General features: G+C 71.3%; 17 protein-coding genes. 3 read left to right on the top strand and 14 right to left on the bottom strand.

Going from position 1 to position 18,024, the window contains the following annotated elements:
• Position 1: 1 nt before the first annotated feature.
• Both QSJ33_RS07000 and QSJ33_RS06995 read left to right on the top strand, forming a co-directional pair.
• Entirely contained in the window at positions 2–1,159 is a 1,158-nt protein-coding gene (locus tag QSJ33_RS07000) for an alanine racemase (protein WP_285723932.1), read from the top strand.
• Positions 1,160–1,221: 62 nt separating this feature from the next.
• Positions 1,222–2,058, top strand: coding sequence for a bifunctional transcriptional activator/DNA repair enzyme AdaA (locus tag QSJ33_RS06995; RefSeq protein WP_285723930.1), 837 nt, complete (start codon positions 1,222–1,224; stop codon positions 2,056–2,058).
• Positions 2,059–2,061: 3 nt separating this feature from the next.
• Here the strand turns inward: QSJ33_RS06995 and QSJ33_RS06990 are convergent, their stop codons facing one another.
• The 6 genes from QSJ33_RS06990 to QSJ33_RS06965 form a co-directional block, all read right to left on the bottom strand.
• A complete protein-coding gene (locus tag QSJ33_RS06990) occupies positions 2,062–2,691 on the bottom strand; it encodes a flavin reductase family protein (protein ID WP_285723928.1) in 630 nt (209 codons plus the stop codon).
• A gap of 64 nt (positions 2,692–2,755) precedes the next feature.
• Positions 2,756–4,609 carry a hypothetical protein gene (locus QSJ33_RS06985; protein WP_285723927.1) on the bottom strand — a complete coding sequence of 618 codons (1,854 nt, stop codon included), beginning with the start codon at positions 4,607–4,609 and terminating at the stop codon, positions 2,756–2,758.
• A gap of 9 nt (positions 4,610–4,618) precedes the next feature.
• Entirely contained in the window at positions 4,619–5,233 is a 615-nt protein-coding gene (locus QSJ33_RS06980) for an FHA domain-containing protein (protein WP_285723925.1), read from the bottom strand.
• A gap of 32 nt (positions 5,234–5,265) precedes the next feature.
• Complete coding sequence (locus QSJ33_RS06975) at positions 5,266–5,964, bottom strand: LolA family protein (RefSeq protein ID WP_285723923.1); 699 nt, start codon at positions 5,962–5,964, stop codon at positions 5,266–5,268.
• A gap of 2 nt (positions 5,965–5,966) precedes the next feature.
• Complete coding sequence (locus QSJ33_RS06970; protein ID WP_285723921.1) at positions 5,967–6,971, bottom strand: hypothetical protein; 1,005 nt, start codon at positions 6,969–6,971, stop codon at positions 5,967–5,969.
• Positions 6,972–6,979: 8 nt separating this feature from the next.
• On the bottom strand, positions 6,980–7,795 hold the full coding sequence (locus QSJ33_RS06965) for an MBL fold metallo-hydrolase (protein ID WP_285723919.1): 816 nt from the start codon (positions 7,793–7,795) through the stop codon (positions 6,980–6,982).
• 127 nt (positions 7,796–7,922) lie between these two features.
• Between QSJ33_RS06965 and QSJ33_RS06960 the strand changes: the two genes are divergently transcribed.
• Positions 7,923–9,392, top strand: coding sequence for a methyl-accepting chemotaxis protein (locus tag QSJ33_RS06960; RefSeq protein WP_285723917.1), 1,470 nt, complete (start codon positions 7,923–7,925; stop codon positions 9,390–9,392).
• Here QSJ33_RS06960 and QSJ33_RS06955 read toward each other — a convergent pair whose 3' ends face one another.
• From QSJ33_RS06955 to QSJ33_RS06920, 8 genes are all read right to left on the bottom strand, one after another.
• Positions 9,393–10,250 carry a CPBP family intramembrane glutamic endopeptidase gene (locus QSJ33_RS06955; protein ID WP_285723915.1) on the bottom strand — a complete coding sequence of 286 codons (858 nt, stop codon included), beginning with the start codon at positions 10,248–10,250 and terminating at the stop codon, positions 9,393–9,395.
• 78 nt (positions 10,251–10,328) lie between these two features.
• Positions 10,329–11,072 (bottom strand): tetratricopeptide repeat protein, encoded by a 744-nt coding sequence (locus QSJ33_RS06950; RefSeq protein WP_285723913.1) that lies wholly within the window; start codon positions 11,070–11,072, stop codon positions 10,329–10,331.
• Positions 11,073–11,117: 45 nt separating this feature from the next.
• Positions 11,118–12,656, bottom strand: coding sequence for an acyl-CoA carboxylase subunit beta (locus QSJ33_RS06945; protein ID WP_285723911.1), 1,539 nt, complete (start codon positions 12,654–12,656; stop codon positions 11,118–11,120).
• A 95-nt stretch (positions 12,657–12,751) separates the two neighbouring features.
• Entirely contained in the window at positions 12,752–13,240 is a 489-nt protein-coding gene (locus QSJ33_RS06940) for a DinB family protein (protein ID WP_285723909.1), read from the bottom strand.
• Between the two features lie 112 nt (positions 13,241–13,352).
• Positions 13,353–14,036: a hypothetical protein gene (locus tag QSJ33_RS06935; protein WP_285723907.1), complete on the bottom strand. Its 684-nt coding sequence runs from the start codon at positions 14,034–14,036 to the stop codon at positions 13,353–13,355.
• A gap of 61 nt (positions 14,037–14,097) precedes the next feature.
• Positions 14,098–14,724 carry a hypothetical protein gene (locus QSJ33_RS06930; RefSeq protein WP_285723905.1) on the bottom strand — a complete coding sequence of 209 codons (627 nt, stop codon included), beginning with the start codon at positions 14,722–14,724 and terminating at the stop codon, positions 14,098–14,100.
• A 303-nt stretch (positions 14,725–15,027) separates the two neighbouring features.
• The gene (gene fsa / locus QSJ33_RS06925; protein ID WP_285723903.1) at positions 15,028–15,675 is read right to left on the bottom strand and encodes a fructose-6-phosphate aldolase; all 648 of its coding nucleotides are present in this window, start codon (positions 15,673–15,675) and stop codon (positions 15,028–15,030) included.
• Between the two features lie 209 nt (positions 15,676–15,884).
• Complete coding sequence (locus QSJ33_RS06920; protein WP_285723901.1) at positions 15,885–17,756, bottom strand: hypothetical protein; 1,872 nt, start codon at positions 17,754–17,756, stop codon at positions 15,885–15,887.
• Between the last annotated feature and the right edge of the window lie 268 nt (positions 17,757–18,024).

The following is an 18,024-nucleotide window of genomic DNA, read 5'->3' as shown; positions in this document are numbered from 1 at the left end:
CATGAATCCCCTCTTCGCCTTCGACGACGCCACCTGCCGGGCCCTGGCGGAGGCCCACGGCACGCCCTGCTTCGCCTACTCCGCCTCCGTGGCGAGGGCGGGCTTCCAGGCCCTCCGGGCGGCGCTTCCGGCCCGGGTGCGGCTGGCCTATGCGGTGAAGGCCAACCCCCATCCGGCGTTGCTGCGCTGCTTCGCGGGGCTGGGCGCCAGCTTCGACTGCGCCTCCATCGGCGAGCTGGCGCGCGTGGAGGCCCTGGGCCTGCCGCCGGGACGGACCTTCTTCGCGGGACCCGGCAAGCGGGAGGCGGAGCTGGCGAAGGCCCTCGAGATGGGCGTCCGCGTGCAGGCCGAGGGCTGGGAGGACCTGGCCCGCCTCGACGCCCTGGCCGCGGGCGAGGTGGCCGTGAACCTGCGCGTGCACCCGGCCTTCGACCTCGACGAGGGGAACCGGATCATCGGCGGCACGGGTCCCTCGGCCTTCGGCGTGGACGAGGAGGACGTGCCGGCGCTGCTGGCCCGGGCCGCCTCGCTCCGCCACGTCCGCATCCGGGGCCTCCACGTCTTCGCCGCCAGCAACCAGCGGGATGCCGCCAAGCTCCTGGCCATCCACGGCGCCGTGCTGGACCTGGCCAAGCGGCTCCACGAGGCGCACGGCCTCGCCTTCGAGCAGATCGACCTGGGGGGCGGCCTGGGCATCGCCTATGCGCCCGATGAGGCGCCGCTGGACCTCGCAAGGTTTGGACATGGACTGTCTGACCTTCTGGCGTCCCATCCCTGGTTCGCGGGGGAGCTCATCCTGGAGCCGGGCCGCTTCCTGGCTGGCCCCTGCGGCGTGTACCTGGCGCGGGTGGTGCGGATCAAGGAAAGCCGCGGGGTCCGCTTCGCCATCCTGGAGGGCGGCATCAACCACCTGATCCGGCCCCTCCTCACGGGCCAGGCCTTCCCCGTGACGGCCGTGGGCAAGGGCGGGGGCGACCTCCCGTACACGCTCGCGGGCCCCCTCTGCACCAGCCTGGATCGGCTGGGCGACGCCGTCCTGCCGGAGCTGGCGCCGGGGGACCTCCTGGCCCTGGGCCGCACCGGGGCCTACGGCCTCAACGAGGGCATGACCCACTTTCTGAGCCATCCGGTGCCGGCGGAAGTCTGGGTCGAGGCCTGATCGGCGCAAGAACCGGGTGGGGCGGGGGGCTTCCCGGGACCACCCTGGTGGGGGAGGCCCTCATGTCCACGAGCGACTACAGCCGGGTGGAGCAGGCCATCCGCTTCCTCACCGCCCACGCCGCGGAGCAGCCCAGCCTGGCGCGGGTGGCCGCGGAGGTGGGCCTGAGCCCCTTCCACTTCCAGCGCCTCTTCCAGCGGTGGGCCGGGGTGAGCCCCAAGCGGTTCCTCCAGGTCCTGACCCTGGAAGAGGCGAAGCGCATGCTGGCCGAGTCCCGCAGCCTCCTCGAGGTGAGCCACGGGGTGGGCCTCTCCGGGCCCAGCCGGCTGCACGACCTCTTCCTGGGGCTGGAGCGGATGACGCCGGGCGAGTACAAGGCCCGGGCCGCGGGACTCACGATCCGCTGGGGCGTGGCGGATACGGCCTTCGGCCCGGCCCTCTTCGCGGCCCTGGAGCGGGGCCTCTGCGGCCTCGGCTTCCTCCAGGACGACGACCGGGAGGGGGCCCTGGCGGAGCTGCGGGCGCGGTGGCCCGGCGCCCGCCTGGTGGCCGACGAGGCCGGCATCCGTGGTTATGCCGAGGCCCTCGACGCGCACCTGCGGGGCGGTCTCGGCCGGCCCCTGGGCCTCGTGCTCAAGGGCACGCCCTTCCAGCTCCGCACCTGGGAGGCCCTGCTCCGGGTGCCGCCGGGCCAGGCCATCTCCTATCGCGACCTGGCGGCCCTGGCGGGCTCGCCCCGGGCCCTCCGCGCCGTGGGCACGGCCGTGGGGCAGAACCCCATCGCCTGCCTCATCCCCTGCCACCGCGTCCTCCAGGCCACGGGCGCCCTGGGCCGGTACCACTGGGGGGCGCCGCGGAAGCAGGCCCTCCTGGCCTTCGAGCGGGTCCGGTCGGCCTGAGCCTCAGGAGGCCGCGGGCGGCCGCCAGGCCCGGGCCAGGCGGGAAGGCAGCAGCGGTCCGCCCTCCAGGCCGAAGAAGTCGCAGAAGCTCATGATGAGGGGCCGCCACCGCTCCGGGTCGATGTAGTCCCCTTCCCGGGCCATCAGGAGCGCCTCGTCGAGGTGCACCCGGACCACCTGGGTCTCGATGGCCGCCAGGTGGCTGTCCTCGCCACCGACCCGCCGGATGCCGCGCACCTTCGCCTCCAGGTGGACGGGGCACTCCAGGGCCCTGGGGGGCTTCACCAGGTCGGCCGGCTCCGGCGTGAGGCCCGCGGCCTCGAACTTCCGGGCCTCGTGCCGGTAACCCAGGGCGGCCTTGTAGGGCGGCACCGGGTCGCTCCCGGTGAGGAGGGCCAGGCGGTCCACGGCGCCCACCAGGGCCTGGGAGGGCAGGTTGAGGACGCACTCGCCCTCGCGGACGAGGTTCTCCACGGTCCGCGACCGGCGGCTCATGCCGAGCAGGCAGGCGTCCCCCAGCCACCAGGCGGAGGACATGGGGGCCAGGTTGGGCGAGCCGTCCGGGTTCAGCGTGCTGATGAGGACCACCGGCGTCCCGAAGTAGAGCATCTTCGGGTGGACGACCTTGTGCATGGGATGCCTCCTGTGGCCAGCATCCGGCGGCCCGGGCGGCGCGGCGACCCGGTTCTTGCGGCCATCAGCCCAGCAGCGCGATCCAGTCCCCCCGCTGGGCCTTGGGCATGGCGCGCACCTGGTCCAGCAGCTTGAGGCGGGCCTGCCAGCCCTTGTCGTCGGGGAAGAGGGCGCGGCCGCGCTGCAGGTCCAGGGCCGCGTCATCCCACCGCCCCTGGGCCGCGTGGGCGGTGCAGAGGGCCAGCTCCAGGCGCCCCGCGCGGGCACGGAGGTCCGCGTCGTCGGGCGTCGCGCGCAGGAGGGCGTCCATGACCTGGGCGGCGGCGTCGAGGTCCCCGCTCTGGAGGTGCTTCTGGTACTCGGCCAGGGAGGCGCCCACGACGCCGCCGGGGAGGGCGGCCCTGGCCTTCTCCAGGAGCCGCGCGGCAGCGGCGTCGGCGGGGTCGCGCCGGACGAGGGTGGCCGCCCGGAGGTAGGCCCGCAGGGGATCCGTGTCGAGGGCCGACTGGGCCTCCTCGCGGATGGCGGCGGGCGTCTCGGCGAGGTCGGGGGCCTGGGCCTGCTGGGAGATGGGGCCCAGGGCCGCGGAGCGGGCGGCCTGGACGGCTTCCTTGAGGGCCTGGTCCTTGCGGTAGCGGTGGAGGATGCCGCCGCCCAGCAGCAGCACGAGGACGCCGCCGCCGATCATGGCCAGGACCTTGGGCTCTCCGAGCCAGGGCAGCCGCTCCGTGAGGGAATGGACCCGATCCGGGATGGCGAGGCCCTGGCGCGGCGCCGGCGCGGCCTTCACCAGGGAGGCGGGCGGGGCGACGGCCGGCGGGTCGGTGATGAGGGTGCGGTCCGGATCCTCGACCATGGCGATCCGGCCCTGGGGATCCCGGGACACCGCAGGGGCCGGGGTGGGCTCCGGCGCCTGGGCGGGAGGACGGGGCCGCGTCGGACGGCAGCGCTCCAGGCCGTCCAGGGCCCGGGCATTCCCGGGATCGAGGGCCAGGGCCTGCTGGAAGGTGAAGGCGGCCTCCTCGTGGCGCTGGAGGCTGAGCAGGTGGTCCGCCTGGCGGAGCTTGAGGTCCAGCATCCCGGGATCCAGTCCGGCGGGGCGGGGCGGGGCGGCCGGCGCGGCGGGCGCGGCCGGCCCCGTCGGCGGGTGGCCGAGCTCGGACCGGGCCTGTTCCAGGTAGGCCTTCACGTCCAGGCGTCCGGGATCGGCGGCGAGGACGCGCTCCCACTTGGAGACGGCCTCCTCCACGAGGCCGATGTCATAGAGCTGCACGGCCTCGCGCAGCAGCTTGTCGACGTCCTCCTCGTCGATGGTCGCGCCCGGGCCGGAGGACACCTCGGGGGCGGGCGCCTCGAGGGGCGGCAGCCCGAGGTCCCGGCGGGCGCCGTTGGCGTACTCGCGGGCGAGGCGATGGCCCGGCTCCAGGGCCAGCAGCTGCTCCCACTTGCGGAGGGCATCCTCCACCTGGCCCATGTCGAAGAGGGTGCAGCCCTCGTTGAGGAGTCGATCGGGGTCCAGGTCCCCGGCCGGGACCCTGGCCGGCGGGGGCACAGGGGGCGCGGGCGGAGGAGCCGGTGCCGGCACCGAGGTGGGCTCGGGGGGCGGGGTGGGCTGCGGCGGAGGGACCGGAGCGGCCCCGGAGGCCCCCTCCGCCGCGGTGGAACCCATGGGTTCGGAGGCCACGGCCTCGGGAGCGGCCGGTCCAGGCGCCGGAGGAGGCGGGGCGGCTGCCCCGGCGGCTTCGGCCTGCAGGGCCAGGAGGCGCTGCTTCACCTGCAGGAGCCGTCCGCGGGCCTCCACGTGCTGCGGGGCCTGCTTGAGGATGGCCTGCCAGATCTGGCCGGCCTTGACGAGCTCCCCCTTCGAGAAGAGGTCGTCCGCCTGGCGGAGGTAGGGCGCGTAGGGATCCTGGCTCATGGGACTCGTTCAGTTCAGAGGGAACTCATCGGTGTTGCGGATCAGCAGCATGAAGGTGCTGTTGCCGCAGGTGAACTCCTGCTGGCTCTGAATCTGGGTGGGGGCGGCAATGCGCTGGCCCTCGACGAGGGTGCCGTTGGTGGAATTCAGATCCTTCAGCCACACGGTGCCGTCCCCGTGGATCTCCAGCTGGGCATGGCGCCGCGAGGTCTCGGGGTCCCGGGTGACCACGTCGCCGTCCTCGCGCCCGATGCTGATGATGGCGCGCTCGAGGACCTGGACCGTGGAGGCCTGGGGGCCGGTGAGGAAGGCGAGGCTGAACTTGAAGCCGGCGGGCATGCCCGGTTCCTGCAGGCCGGCGGCCACCAGCATGGCCTCCCGGTCCCGGCGGGTGGTGGTGTGGGTGATCGGCGGCGGCGCCGACGGCGTGGGGGCGTCGGGACCGGGCTCCGGGGGCAGGGGCCGCGAGAGGGTCTCCAGGGGATCCGACGCCGCGAGGGCCGGGTTGAAGACCTCGAACACGTGGGCGCACTTCGGGCACTTGAAACGCTTCATCCGGGCCGCGCCGAAGCGGCTGTCGTCGTACTGGAAGCGCGCCTGGCAGGCCGGGCAAACCACGATCATCGGGCCCTCGAGAAAGCCCTAGAAGTGTACCCCTACTTTTTCCGAGTGGCGAAGAAGCTGAATTCATTCCGCACAGGGATGCCCTCCGGCAGCTTGAAGCCGGTCACGGCCGGGGGCAGGGGCTGGTTGAGCTTGAGGGGCCCCAGTTCCAGCAGCCAGGAATCCCCGCTCCGCTCGATCCACTGGACCTGGCGGGGCAGCCAGGTCTCCCGGTCCACCCAGAGGTTCAGGGCCTGCATCCGCTTCCGCGTGGCCATCCGCCGGGGGAGGAGGGTGAGGAACCAGGTGCCCGGCACGTCCCTGGATTCGCCCAGGCCGATCTGGAAGTACTCCGACAGGAAGCTCAGCTTCTGCCCGAGCCCCAGGAACTTCCGGTCGGCGTTGCGGATGATGCCGATCTTGAGGAGCTCGCCCTGTTTGGCCCCGGGGCTGTAGGACGTGAGGGCCTTGGGGGTGAGGTGGAGGATCAGGTCCTCCGGGGGCTGGAAGGCGAAGTGGACGAAGTCCGAGCCCTGGAGGTACAGCGTCCCCTTCGTGACGGTGGGGGTCTTCAGGAGGGCCCGCCGCAGGGTCAGGGTGAAGGGGCACTGGAGGGTCTGCACCTGGGCCTGGGCGGCATCGAAGCGCTCCACCACCTCCTTCAGGGAGGGCGGGGCCCCGGCGACGGGCGCCTGGGCCCCGAGGGCGGGAAGCGCGAGCAGCAGCGGCAGGAGGAGGGCGGCGGCCTTCATCATCAGCCTCCGAGGCGGACGGAGAGGGCGCGCTGGGGCCGGTCGTCGCCGAACTGGAAGCCCAGGCCCAGCACCAGGGGGGCCGTGGCGATCCGCACGGAGACGCCGGCCAGGGTGGCCGAGACGCCTTCCACCGTGCGCCGCTCGGCGCCGACGAGGAGCGTCACCGTCGGGGAGGCGAGGATCCGGAGGGAGGAGGAGAGCGTCTTCTGCTTCTGGGGCATGGGCAGGCGGGCGGCTTCGTTCAGGTCGCCCTCCACGCTCAGCCGGGCGGCTTCGCCCAGGTCCAGCTCGAAGCCGGCCCGCGCCTGGGGCTGCTCGTAGACGTCCCAGAAGTGCCGCGGGATCAGGCGGCTCGCCGTGAGTCCGAAGCGGAGGCCCTGAGTCAGCTGGGTGGTGAAGCCCGCGTCGGAGGTCAGGCTCCAGGCCCTGCGGTCGGTGGTGCCGAAGCCCAGGGCGTCATCGGGCGCCGAGGGGACGCTGCCGCGGCCCAGGCGGAGGCGCTCGAGCCGGAAGGTGAAGCCGTAGGCCGAGCCGCCGTCGCCGCTGCCGGCCCCGGCGACGATGCGGTCCACCTCCGCCCGGCGGGCCTCGGCGGAGAGGGCCGGGCCGGCCTGGGCCCCGGTGAGCACCTCCCGGCCGAAGGCGACCCGCAGGCCGCCGGTGGCGGCGTACTCCAGGCCGTACGCCGTGCGGCGGAGGGGGAAGGGCGTCTCCTGGAGGCGCAGGAGGGCCGCGGCGGCGGCCGCCGGATCCCCAGCCTGGACGGCCTGCGCCAGGGCGTCGGAATCCGTGCGGAAGCCGCGGGGTTTGGCGTCCCCGCCCTCCCAGGCGGCGTACCAGCCGGCGGGCACCCGGTCGAAGCGGGCGCTGCTGCCCAGGGGATCGTAGCCCTCGGAGAAGACCCGGGAGCCGCCGAAGGCGGGGCCGTCCCCGAAGGACTGGGCGCCCAGGGCCATGGGGACCACGAGGGCGGCGAGGAGGGGGAGGGCGGAACGGCGGGGCATCGGCATCCTCAGGCAGGTGCGCCGACGGCGCGGAAGGGTTCCCCGGCGGTCCGGTCCAGCCGCACCTGGCGGGGCTCGCGCTGGTGGGCCAGGTGGAGCTCCACCCCGGTACCCGCCAGCACCTCCCCGGCGGCGAAGCGGGCCAGTTCAGGCAGGTTGTTGGATTCGCTGAGGTGGGCCAGCACGACGGCCCGCAGGCGGGGCGAGCGCACCCGGTCCAGCAGCTCGGCCATGGCGGCGTTGCTGAGGTGGCCCACCCGGCTCAGGATGCGGGCCTTCAGCTGGGGCGGGTAGCTGCCCTCGCGGAGCATGTCCACGTCGTGGTTGGCCTCCAGGACCAGCAGGTCCAGGTCCCCGCAATGGTCGGCCACCAGGGCCGTGGCGTGGCCCAGGTCCGTCACCACCGCGGCCTGGAAGCCGGCGGCCTCCACGCGGTAGGCCACGGGGTCGGCGGCGTCGTGGGGCAGGGCGAAGGGGAGGATGCGCCAGCCCTCCCAGTCCAGGGGGCGGCCGGCCTGGACCTCGATCCACCGGTCACGGGGGAGCTCCAGGCGCTGGGAGGCCCAGAGGGCGGCGCGCAGCTCAGCCGTGGCCAGGATGGACCAGTCCGTGCGGCGGAGGAGGACCCCGAGGGCGCCCACGTGGTCGGAATGCTCGTGGGTGAGGGCCACGGCGCGGACCGCCCCCGGATCCCAGCCCAGGGCCTCCAGCCGCTGGCGGATCTGCCGCAGGGAGACGCCCGCGTCGACCAGGAGGGTCCGCCCGCCGTCCGAGAGCGCATGGCAGTTCCCCTGGGAGCCCGAGGCGAGGGCGGCGTAATCCATCCAGGCAGTCTAGCCGAGGGGCGTGGTTCCTCCCGGGCGCAGGGAAAAACCTGCATGATCATATAGGACTTCATATCCGGGACCGGCGGCCGATGAAGGGGGCATCCACCTTCCGATTGGAGCCCCCATGTCCGGATTCTCGCCCGTGGAGATGTGGATCCCGCCCCGGCTGGCCGCGGACCGCGACCAGGCGGCCCGGGCCCGCAGCATCGTGGGCATCGCCCTGGTGGCGGCGGTGGCCTGCCTCTATTTCATGGCCAAGTACCACCACCTGGGGGCCCCGGCGGCGGTGGAGGGGGTGGGTGTGGCCGGGGCCGCGGCCCTGCTGGTGCTCCCCCTGCTTCGCCTCACGGGCCGCCTCTCGCCGGCCCGGGAGCTGCTGCTGCTGATGATCTGGGGCCTCATGGCCTGGCTCTGCCACGTGAATCGCGGCGTCCTCTCCTCCAACGTGTTCTGGTTCGCCCTGGTGCCCTGCGGGGCCCTGCTGCTGGGGGACCTCCGCCAGGGCCTGATCTGGCTGGGCATGGGTCTGCTGGGCATCGTGCTGGTGAACCTGGAGCTGGTGCCGCCCCTGCGGCAGGTTCCTGAGCACGCCCTCCGGGAGCTCCAGTTCTCCTCGGCCCTGGGCCTGAGCGTGGCCCTCTTCGCCGTGATCGGCCTCTCCGAGCGGCAGAAGGCGAAGAACGCCGCCCAGCTGGAGGGGGCCCGGGCCGAGGCCGAGCGCCAGGGCGGCCGCCAGCGGGAGATGCTCCAGCGGGTGACGATCCTCCTCCACGAGGACCACGAGGCCATCCGCCGGATCACGGAGAACATGCGCGACATGACCCGGGCGGTGGCGGACCAGCAGCAGGCCTTCCGGGACATCGAGCAGGCCCTGGCGGAACTGGGCCGCCTGGTGGCGCGCAACACGGAGACCGCCGCGCAGTCCTCCGAGCATGCCCACGCCGCCGAACAGCAGGCCCTGGCGGGGGGCGAGCGCATGCGGGTCAGCCTCCAGGCCATCGACGAGCTGGTGGAGGCGGGCCGGCACACCAGCCAGACCATCTCGGACCTGGGCGCCAAGGGCGACCAGATCGGATCCATCGTCCAGGTGATCGAGGAGATCGCCCACCAGACCAACCTGCTGGCCCTCAACGCCGCCATCGAGGCGGCCCACGCGGGGACCCACGGAAAGGGGTTCGCGGTGGTGGCGGAGGAGGTGCGGAAGCTGGCGGAGCGCACCCGGCAGGCCACCCGGGAGATCGGGGCCCAGATCGGCCAGGTGGTCGCGGGCACCCAGGACGCCATCGCCACCCTGGCCTCCAGCGGCAGCCGCCTCGACGCCAGCCAGCGGGACACCCGGGCCCTCTCCGAGGCCCTGGGCGGGATCATCGCCTCCTCACAGGAAGCCGCCCGGATGATCGGCGGCATGGCCGAGACGAGCCAGCGCCAGAGCGCCTCCGCCGAGGAGGTGGCGACGGCCTTCCGCGGCATGCACGGGGCCACCGAGACGGTGGCCCAGGCCACGGAGGGGGTGGGCCGGGCCCTCGAGGCCCTGGAGCATCAGCTGGGCGAGCTGGAGGACTTCCTGGCGGGGCTGGGGACCGCGGAGGGCTGATCAGGCCCGGGCGGCCAGGGGGGCGGATCCCCTCCACCGCGCCAGGAGGAGGATCGCCGCGCCGCAGACCACCACGCAGGGCAGGCTCGCCTCCAGGCCGAAGGCCCCGCCCGTGAGCCATTCGGGCCGGCCGTGGAAGACCGGGGTCCACCATCCGGCCTCCGCGTTCCCGCTGACGCCGAAGCCGAAGAGGGTGCCCTGGGTCCAATTCCAGCCCAGGTGGATGCCGATGGGCAGGGCCAGGCTGCCGGTGCGGAGGTAGGCGAGGCCCAGCAGGAGGGCCGCGAGGGCGATGTTCACCGTCGCCCAGATCCGGGTGGCGCCCGACATGCCCGGGTTGCCCCAGTGGGCCAGGGCGAAGAACAGGGCGAACAGGACCTGGGCCGCCGGCACCCCCACGCCCTGGATGAGGCGCTGGAAGGCGTAGCCCCGGAAGCCGGTCTCCTCGGCGAAGGCCACGCCCAGGTAGAGCAGGAGACCCTTCGCCAAGGCGCCGACCCCGACATTGGGCGTGCGCGTCCAGTGGAAGCCCCCCAGGGCGAGGACCCCCAGGGCGGTCACCCCCATGAGGGCGAAGCCCCCCAGGGTGCCCAGGGCCAGCTCCCGGCCCCAGCGGCCGTCGAGCCGGTAGCCGATGGAAGCGAGCGGCGCGCGCTCCAGGCGGAGGCAGGCCCAGGCGGCGCCCAGGAAGATCGCGAACTCGATCCAGGGACCCGCCCCGGCGGGGCGGAGGGCCCTGGGCACCATGCCGTAGGCGTTGCTCAGGATGAAGCCGAGGGCCAGCGTGCAGGCGACGTAGCCGGCGACCTTCCAGCCGTTGCGGACCCGGTGCTGGTCATCAAGGAAGACAGGGGGCATGGAGACTCCGGAATGGGTCGGCTACGGGCATGGGGCTGGCCGGTTGAGGCCCCCCTGGCGCCCGGGCCATCCGTCCGGTCAGCGGGCCGCCCCGGCCCCGCCCGCCTGGGCGACGGGATCCGCAAAGGCGAGGGCGACGGCGTTCCACATGCGCTCCTCCTTCGGATCCGCGGCCAGGGTGCGCGCGAACCAGCGGGCGGCGAGGTCGTCCATGCGGGCCTGCCGCGCGGCCAGGGCCAGGTCGAAGCAGTCGTGCCAGTCCCGGGGGAGGCCCTTGGGATCGGCCTCCCAGGCCCGCTCGGCCCACCGGCTGCCCAGGGCCCCCTGGCCCGACCGGAGCGCCGCGAGGGCGAAATCCTTGAGGTTGTCCGTATCCTTGGGGGCCACCTGCTGCACATGCGCCATCATGGCCTCGGCTTCGGGAAGGCATCCCGCCTCCAGCAGGTCGATGGCCGCGAGTTTCTGGGGCCGGTCGGCCCGGGGGTCGGCCTCCAGCATCTGCTGGTGGACCTTCAGCGCCTCGGCCTTGAACCCGTTGCGCAGCCAGGCGAGGGCGACGAGCCGGTAGGTCTCGCCGTCCTTCCGGTCCAGGGCCACGGCCCGCTCGAAGGTCTCCTCGGCGCGCTTCCGGTCGCCGCCCGCCAGGAAAGCGCGGCCGTACTCGGCCATGAGGCGGCTGTCCTTGGCCTTCAGGGCCAGGGCGCGGTCCGCGCAGGCCACCATCACCTTCCGGGCATCGCCCTTGAAGAAGGCGGCCTCCGGGGTGGGTGGCAGGGCCTGGGCGGAGAGGGGCAGGGCGAGCAGGAGGGCGAGGCTGCGCATCGAGGGCTCCGGGACGAATCCCCTGAGTCTAGCCCTGAAGGCCGCTCAGAGCGGGATGTTCCCGTGCTTCTTGGGGGGCATGGTGTCCCGCTTGGTGTCGAGGAAGGCCAGGGCCTTGATGAGCTTCTGGCGCGTCTCGCGGGGCAGGATCACCTCGTCCACGAAGCCGAACTCCGCAGCGATGTAGGGATTGGCGAACTTCTCGTTGTAGTCCGCGATGAGCTCGGCCCGCTTGGCCGCCGGGTCCGGGGCGGCGGCGATGGTCCTTCCGTGGAGGACGTTCATGGCCCCTTCCGCCCCCATGACGGCGATCTCCGCGGTGGGGTAGGCGAAGTTGAAGTCCGTGCGGATGTGCTTGCTCGCCATCACGCAGTAGGCGCCGCCGTAGGCCTTGCGGGTGATGACGGTGATCTTGGGCACCGTGGCCTCGCAGAAGGCGAAAAGCAGCTTGGCGCCGTGGCGGATGATGCCGCCGTGCTCCTGGGTCACGCCCGGCAGGAAGCCCGGCACGTCCTCGAAGGTGATGAGGGGGATGTTGAAGGCGTCGCAGAAGCGCACGAAGCGGGCCCCCTTCTCGGAGGAGGCGATGTCCAGCACGCCGGCGTAGAAGGCCGGCTGGTTGGCCACCACGCCCACGCTTCGGCCGTCGATGCGGGCGAAGCCCACCACCAGATTCGGCGCGAAGGCCTCATGCACCTCGAAGAAGTGCGCATCGTCCACCACGCCGCGGATGATGTCGCGGATGTCGTAGGGCTTGCTGGGGTCGTCCGGCACCACCTTGTCCAGGTCGGGGTTCTCGAGGGGCATCTGGGTGCGGGGCGCCTTCCGCGGGGCCTCGCCCAGGTTGTTGCTGGGCAGGAAGGAGAGCAGCTCCCGGGTATGGGCCAGCGCAGCCAGGTCGCTGGCGCACACGAAGTGGGCCACGCCGCTCTTGGCCGCGTGGGTATGGGCGCCGCCAAGCTCTTCCTTCGTCACCTCCTCGTGGGTGACCGTCCGGATGACGTCGGGGCCCGTCACGAACATGTAGCTCGTGCCCTTCACCATGGTGATGAAGTCCGTGATGGCGGGGCTGTAGACCGCGCCGCCGGCGCAGGGGCCCATGATGAGGCTGATCTGGGGGATGACGCCGGAGGCCAGCGTGTTGCGCAGGAAGATGTCGGCGTAGCCGCCCAGGCTCACCACCCCCTCCTGGATGCGGGCACCGCCGCTGTCGTTGAGGCCGATGACGGGGCAGCCCACCTTCATGGCCAGGTCCATCACCTTGCAGATCTTCTTGGCGTAGGCCTCGCTGAGCGATCCGCCGAAGACCGTGAAGTCCTGGGCGAAGACCGCCACCGGACGCCCGTCCACCCGGCCGAAGCCCGTCACCACGCCGTCGCCCGGGATCTTCTCCACGCCCTCGGTGCGGTGGACCATGAGGGCATCCATCTCCTCGAAGGAGCCCTCGTCCAGGAAGGCCGCCACGCGCTCCCGGGCCGTGAGCTTGCCGCCCTCATGCTGCTTGCGGACACGGTCCTCGCCGCCGCCGGCCAGGGCCTGGGCGTGCTTGGCCCTCAGGGTCTCGATCTTCTGTTCAAGGGACATGGGGACTCCGGGACAGGGCGGACGGAGATCGGGAGATCTGCCGCCAGTCTATCCCGGACGGCCCCCGGGCCGGGGTTCCAGGGACCTGGAGGTCCCTACCGGGCCGCGGTCTCGACGGCCCGGTGGGTCCGGGCGATCTGGGCCAGGTGCACCTTCAGGTGGTGCTCGTAGCGGGCGAGGAGGGCCTCGAGCGTGAGGGGCGCCTCCGCTTCGGGATGCCGGACGGACCGGGCCCACTGGGCCTCCGAGAGCGACCGCAGCTGGCGGGCCAGGAGTTCGCGCACCAGCCGGAAGAGGTCGAGCACCTCCGAGAGGGGCTGGTCGGCCCCGGCGAAGGTGGCCGCCCAGGCCTCCTGGTCGTAGGGGAGGACCGTCACGCCCTCCTGGGCCATGGCGAAGCGCATCCGCAGGTAGCCGTGCAGCTCGGCCTCGGCCACATGCACCACCACCTCCCGGATGGTCCAGGCCCCGGGCGCGGGCCGGGCATCCAGGAGGGCAGCAGGGAGGCCCTCCACGGCCCGCCGGAGCTGTTCCGGGCCCTGGGCGTACGAGAGGAGGAGGGCGGCGCGGTCGTCGGGACTCATGGGGCCTCCGGGCGGTGGCCCCAGCCTAGCCCCGTCCGGACCGTCCCACCACCCCGGGGAGGGTCCGGGGCGGTGGTTCCGGGTCAGGGTTCCCGCCCCGTCCGTCTGCGGCTCAGCGGACCAGCGCGACCAGGCGCTTCGGGAACGCCTCCGCCCAGGTCCGCAGGGATGAGTCGAGGGATCCCAGGGTGTTGACCTTGACCATCCGGTGGTGGAAGGCCAGCACGGTCTCGCCGGTCGCGACGTCGACGAGCTTCATGTCCCAGGTGACGTTCTCCAGGTTGTCCTTCCCGCCCAGCCAGCCGAAGACGAGCTTGGACGCCTGGTTCGGCACGTTCGCATCCACGATCCGGGCCTCGAACCGGTACTCGCCGGTGCCACCCAGCTGCCAGTCCGCGATGCCCTGGAAAGCCGCGCGCAGCTGGGGCATGAGGGCATCGGGGATCAGCCTCGCCAGGTCCGCGGCACGCTGAAGGTCCCGCTCTTGACGACCGGCCTTCAGGATCCTGGTCTCCCAGGTGCCATAGGTGATCCGCTTGCCCTTCAGGCTGAGCCCGTCCTTGATCCAGAGGGTATCGACCCCCTCCCTCGGCGTGAACGGAAGGACGGCGCCGAAGTAGGCGTGCTCCAGGAGGCCGCCGTCTTCCACCTTGGTGACGGGCACCGGGGGCGGCTGGGGAAGCGGGGGTGCGGGGGGCGTGACCGTCACGGGTGCGGAGACCGGGGCCGCGGGAGTGGGTGGCGCTGGTTGGGGGGCCTGGACCAGGAGCAGGCAGGACAAGAGCGGCGAGAGCATGTCATCTCCAGATGCAAGGAGGGGGAGGGCCGGGCCCTCCCCCGGGGTGGCCATGCCTGGGTCAGCTCAGGGGCTGCTCGAGAACGACCTTGGCCTTGGAGGCGGTGTTCTCCAGTTCGACGACGAGCTTGTACTTGCCATTGCGGTACAGGGCGCGGGCCGCGGGGTCGAACATCACGACGCCGGCGGTCTCCTTGTTCGGCTCGACGATGGAATCCACGAAGGCCTTGCGGTTGTAGTCCTCCCGCAGGCGGTCGTTGGCGTTCATGGTGGTGATGAGGCTGGGCAGGCCGAGGATGCCGCCGAAGATCATGCCGCAGACGGGCGCACCGTAGCCGTGGCGGCCCAGCTCGTACATCTGGCTGGAATCGAGGGCCTCCAGGCGGACCTTCTGGCTCACTTCCTCGATGACGAAGGAGGTGCGGAGCACCCGGTAGGAGGCCATCGACTTGTTGGTGAGCAGAACCTGGACCGGGATCACCTGGCGGTCCTCGGCCAGCTTGGTGCCGAACTTCTCGGCCACTTCCGAAGGCGACAGGAAGGCCTTGGTCTTGAGTTCGACCCCATCGGGCGTGCTCACGCTCCCCTGGAGGGAGGCGTTCGTGAGGGGCGTGGCGTTGTAGCTGCGGAGGCAGCCCATGGAGCCTAGGCTCAGGAGGAGGGCTGCCGGGAGAAGGAAGGACCGCATGGGGGCTCCGCAAAAGGGGACTGGTGGGGTCACCACGCGGCCCGGAAAGCGGGCCAGACCTGGGTCGGATGGGCGTGATGAGTCAGGAGAGCATACCAGACCTTTGGGTAGTTACATGTAGAATCCCGCTCAGGCCCGTCCCCGGAGGGAAAGGCCCCGGGCGCTGGCCCCGGCGAGCCGACAGCCGGGCCTCCGGTTCGCCGCCCGGAAAGGCAGGGTGGCCCCAGGCAGGGCCAGGCTCCTCGCCCAGTCCTAACGTCTTCGCCGCTCGCGGAGGCTTGGAGGGCCCGGTCGGGTCTCGGACTACCGACCGCTCTTTTTCCAATCGGCCAGGAAGCCCTCCACGCCCTTGTCGGTGAGGGGATGCTTCAGCATCTGGTCGAAGACCTTGGTGGGGATGGTGGCCACGTGGGCGCCGGCGAGGGCGGCCTCGGTGACGTGGCGGGGCTGGCGGATGGAGGCGGCCAGGCACTGGGTCTCGAAGCCGTAGTTCTCGAAGATCGCGCAGATCTCGCGGATGAGCTCCATGCCGTCGAGGTTGATGTCGTCCAGGCGGCCCACGAAGGGGGAGACGTAGGTGGCCCCGGCCTTGGCGGCCATGAGGGCCTGGGTGGCGCTGAAGCAGAGGGTCACGTTGGTGTGGATGCCTTCGGAACTGAGCGCCTTGCAGGCCTTGAGCCCCTCGGCGATCAGCGGCAGCTTCACCACGACGTTCTTGTGGATCTTCGCGAGCCGGCGGCCCTCCTCGATCATGCCCGGGGCCTCCAGGGCGATGACCTCGGCGCTGATGGGGCCGTCCACGATGCCGCAGATCTCCTCGATGATGGCCTCGAAGGGCTTGCCGCTCTCCTTGGCGATGAGGCTGGGGTTGGTGGTCACCCCGTCCAGCACACCCAGGGCGTTGATGCGCTTGATCTCGTCGATGTTGGCGGTGTCGATGAAAAAGCGCATCGAGGTCTCCAGGAGAGAAATTAGGGGAAGGGAAGTCGGATAGGCCTGGTGGCTCCAGGCTTGCCGCCTGCGGAATCGGGCCTCCTGCAGCAACATGGGTGTTTCGGGAGGTCCGGGCCGGACGGGCCAGTGGCCCCCCATTGTCCCATGCGGGCACGGAAAGCCGAAGGGCCCGCTTCCGGGCCCTTCCAGGCAGGGCGGGTTCGGGTTCAGGGCTGTTCCAGGTACAGCACGTAGGGATAGCTGTTCTGGGTGGACCCCCATCCTGCGGGCACCAGGAGGTAGAGCTTGTTCAGCGCGTCGAAACCGAGGAGCGGGTTTCCGTAGGAGGATGGACCGACGAGTGTGCTGGTCCAGGTTCCCGAGGTCCACACGCGAAGGAGGTTTCCGCTCGAGGTGGGGTAGTACAGGGCAAACCTGGAGCCATCCATCGAGGCGCTCAGCCATCCATTGAAGGAGCTGTAGCCGGTGGTCGTGGCGACCACCTCCTCGGGTAGCCAACTTCCCGCCTCCTTCCGGAGCATCATCAGGTCGTAGGAGCCGTCATAGGGCTGGTGGGCGCGGGGAGCAAAGAACGTGATGGAATCGGGACCGGGGGCAAACCCATCCATGAACTCGTACCAGCCCACGGAGGCTCCGTTCGAAGGAATGGTCTCGACAGCCCAGGTATCGCCGGCCCGGGTGAGGTGGAAGAGGCTCTGCCAGGCGCCGACGAAGACATGGGGTTGTCCCGTGGGATCGATCGCCAGCCTGTAGTTGCCGAGACTGGACGGAGTCGTGGGGATGCTCGTCAACCCTTCGACGGCCCAGGTGCCATTCTGGGCCTTGGAGGCGTATTCCAGATCCTGGGGTGTTCCGTTCCCCTTGAGCCAGAGCAGGTGGAGGTGATCCTGGGCATCCAACGCGAAGGTGAGGGGTGGCATCGCGGAAGAAGAGTAGAGGGTGCGGCGAGCGATCTCCTCGGTCTGCCAGCCGGCGCCGTCCTGCCATGCATGCATGATCGCGACTTCCTGCGAGCCCTGCACGACCAAGCGGGTGTAGACCATGTGCGGCTGGTCCTTGCGGTCCAGGAGGAAGTAGGGGGAGGACCAGGAAAGCGAGCTTGTCGGCACATGGTCGATCCAGGCATTTCCGGAAGGAACCCGGACTCTGATGTCATTCGCGTAGGATCCTGAAAGGAACCATTGGCCGAGGCTGCCACGACGGACGATCTGGGACTGGGGCAGGGTGACCATGGTGGGCGTCACCGAAGCCCCGTTCTGGGGCGGGAGGGTGACCACCTGGATAGGCGAAGAGCTGGCCGAGGTCAGTCCGGATTTGCGGTTCTCCAGGCGGTAGGTGTAATAGCCGGTGGCGAGCTGCGTATCGTCGTAGGAGGTCGTGCCGGCGGGAAGAACGGCCACCTCCTGGTAGCTGGGATAGCTGTCCAGGCCCGGGGCCCGCATGACGGCGACTTGAGTGGCGACAGTGCTCATGTTCTGCCAGGACAGGTGGACGCCTTCCACCAGGGGCGTGGCGACAATCTGGTTCGGGGGGGCCATGGGCATGGTCGCCGTGCCGGAGCTGGTGGCCTGGGCCGAGTCCTGGCCCTTGCTGTAGGTCACCCGGTAGTAGCAGGCGACACCCTCCGGAGCATCCTTGTCGATCCATGAGGTGGTTCCGAACGGGACATTCGGGATGGCGGTCCAGGTCGTTGTTCCCCCTTGGGAGGCGCCCCGCTCGAGGAGGAGGGTGTCCGCCACCAGGCTGGTGTTCAACCAGGTGATGGACAGCCCGCTCCCGGATGGGTAGGGTTCGCTCATGCTGGGGGTGAAGAGGGCGACCCTGTAGTTGGCTTCATTGCTGTAGGCGGAGGGGGTGGTACCCCGCATGACACGGACCCGGAAGAAACAGGTCGTCAGTTCAGGAATGCTCGTCCCGGCGTTGTAGTAGGCCGTGGTCCAGGTGTTGGGAATCAGGCCATCATGCAGCTTGGTGTAGGTCCCGGTCCCGGACCGACCTTCGAATTCATACCCGTCGAACGGTGTCGCGGGCGGCGTCCACCTCAATCCGAAGTATTCCGGCGCCTGGGCGAGGGTCACGCTGAGGGCGGTGGGACCCTCGGCCGAAACCGTCGGGGTGGAGGCCGGGCTCGAGCTCCCCCCACCTCCCCCGCCGCAATGGATCACGGCGAGGGATGCAGCAACAACCATGGCTCCAGATCGCCATACGCGTGAACGCATCTTGTACCTCGTGAGGATATGGGATATTACCCGGAGAAGCCGTAATTGACCAAGGGGTTCCTTTCGCGGAGCCAAGGGCATTCCGGGCCGATCCGGCGGGTGTGGACGGTTGGATACACTTGGCGGT

This window comes from Geothrix rubra, assembly GCF_030268065.1.
Taxonomy (GTDB): Bacteria; Acidobacteriota; Holophagae; order Holophagales; family Holophagaceae; genus Geothrix; species Geothrix rubra.
This window is presented reverse-complemented; position numbering and strand designations above follow the sequence as displayed.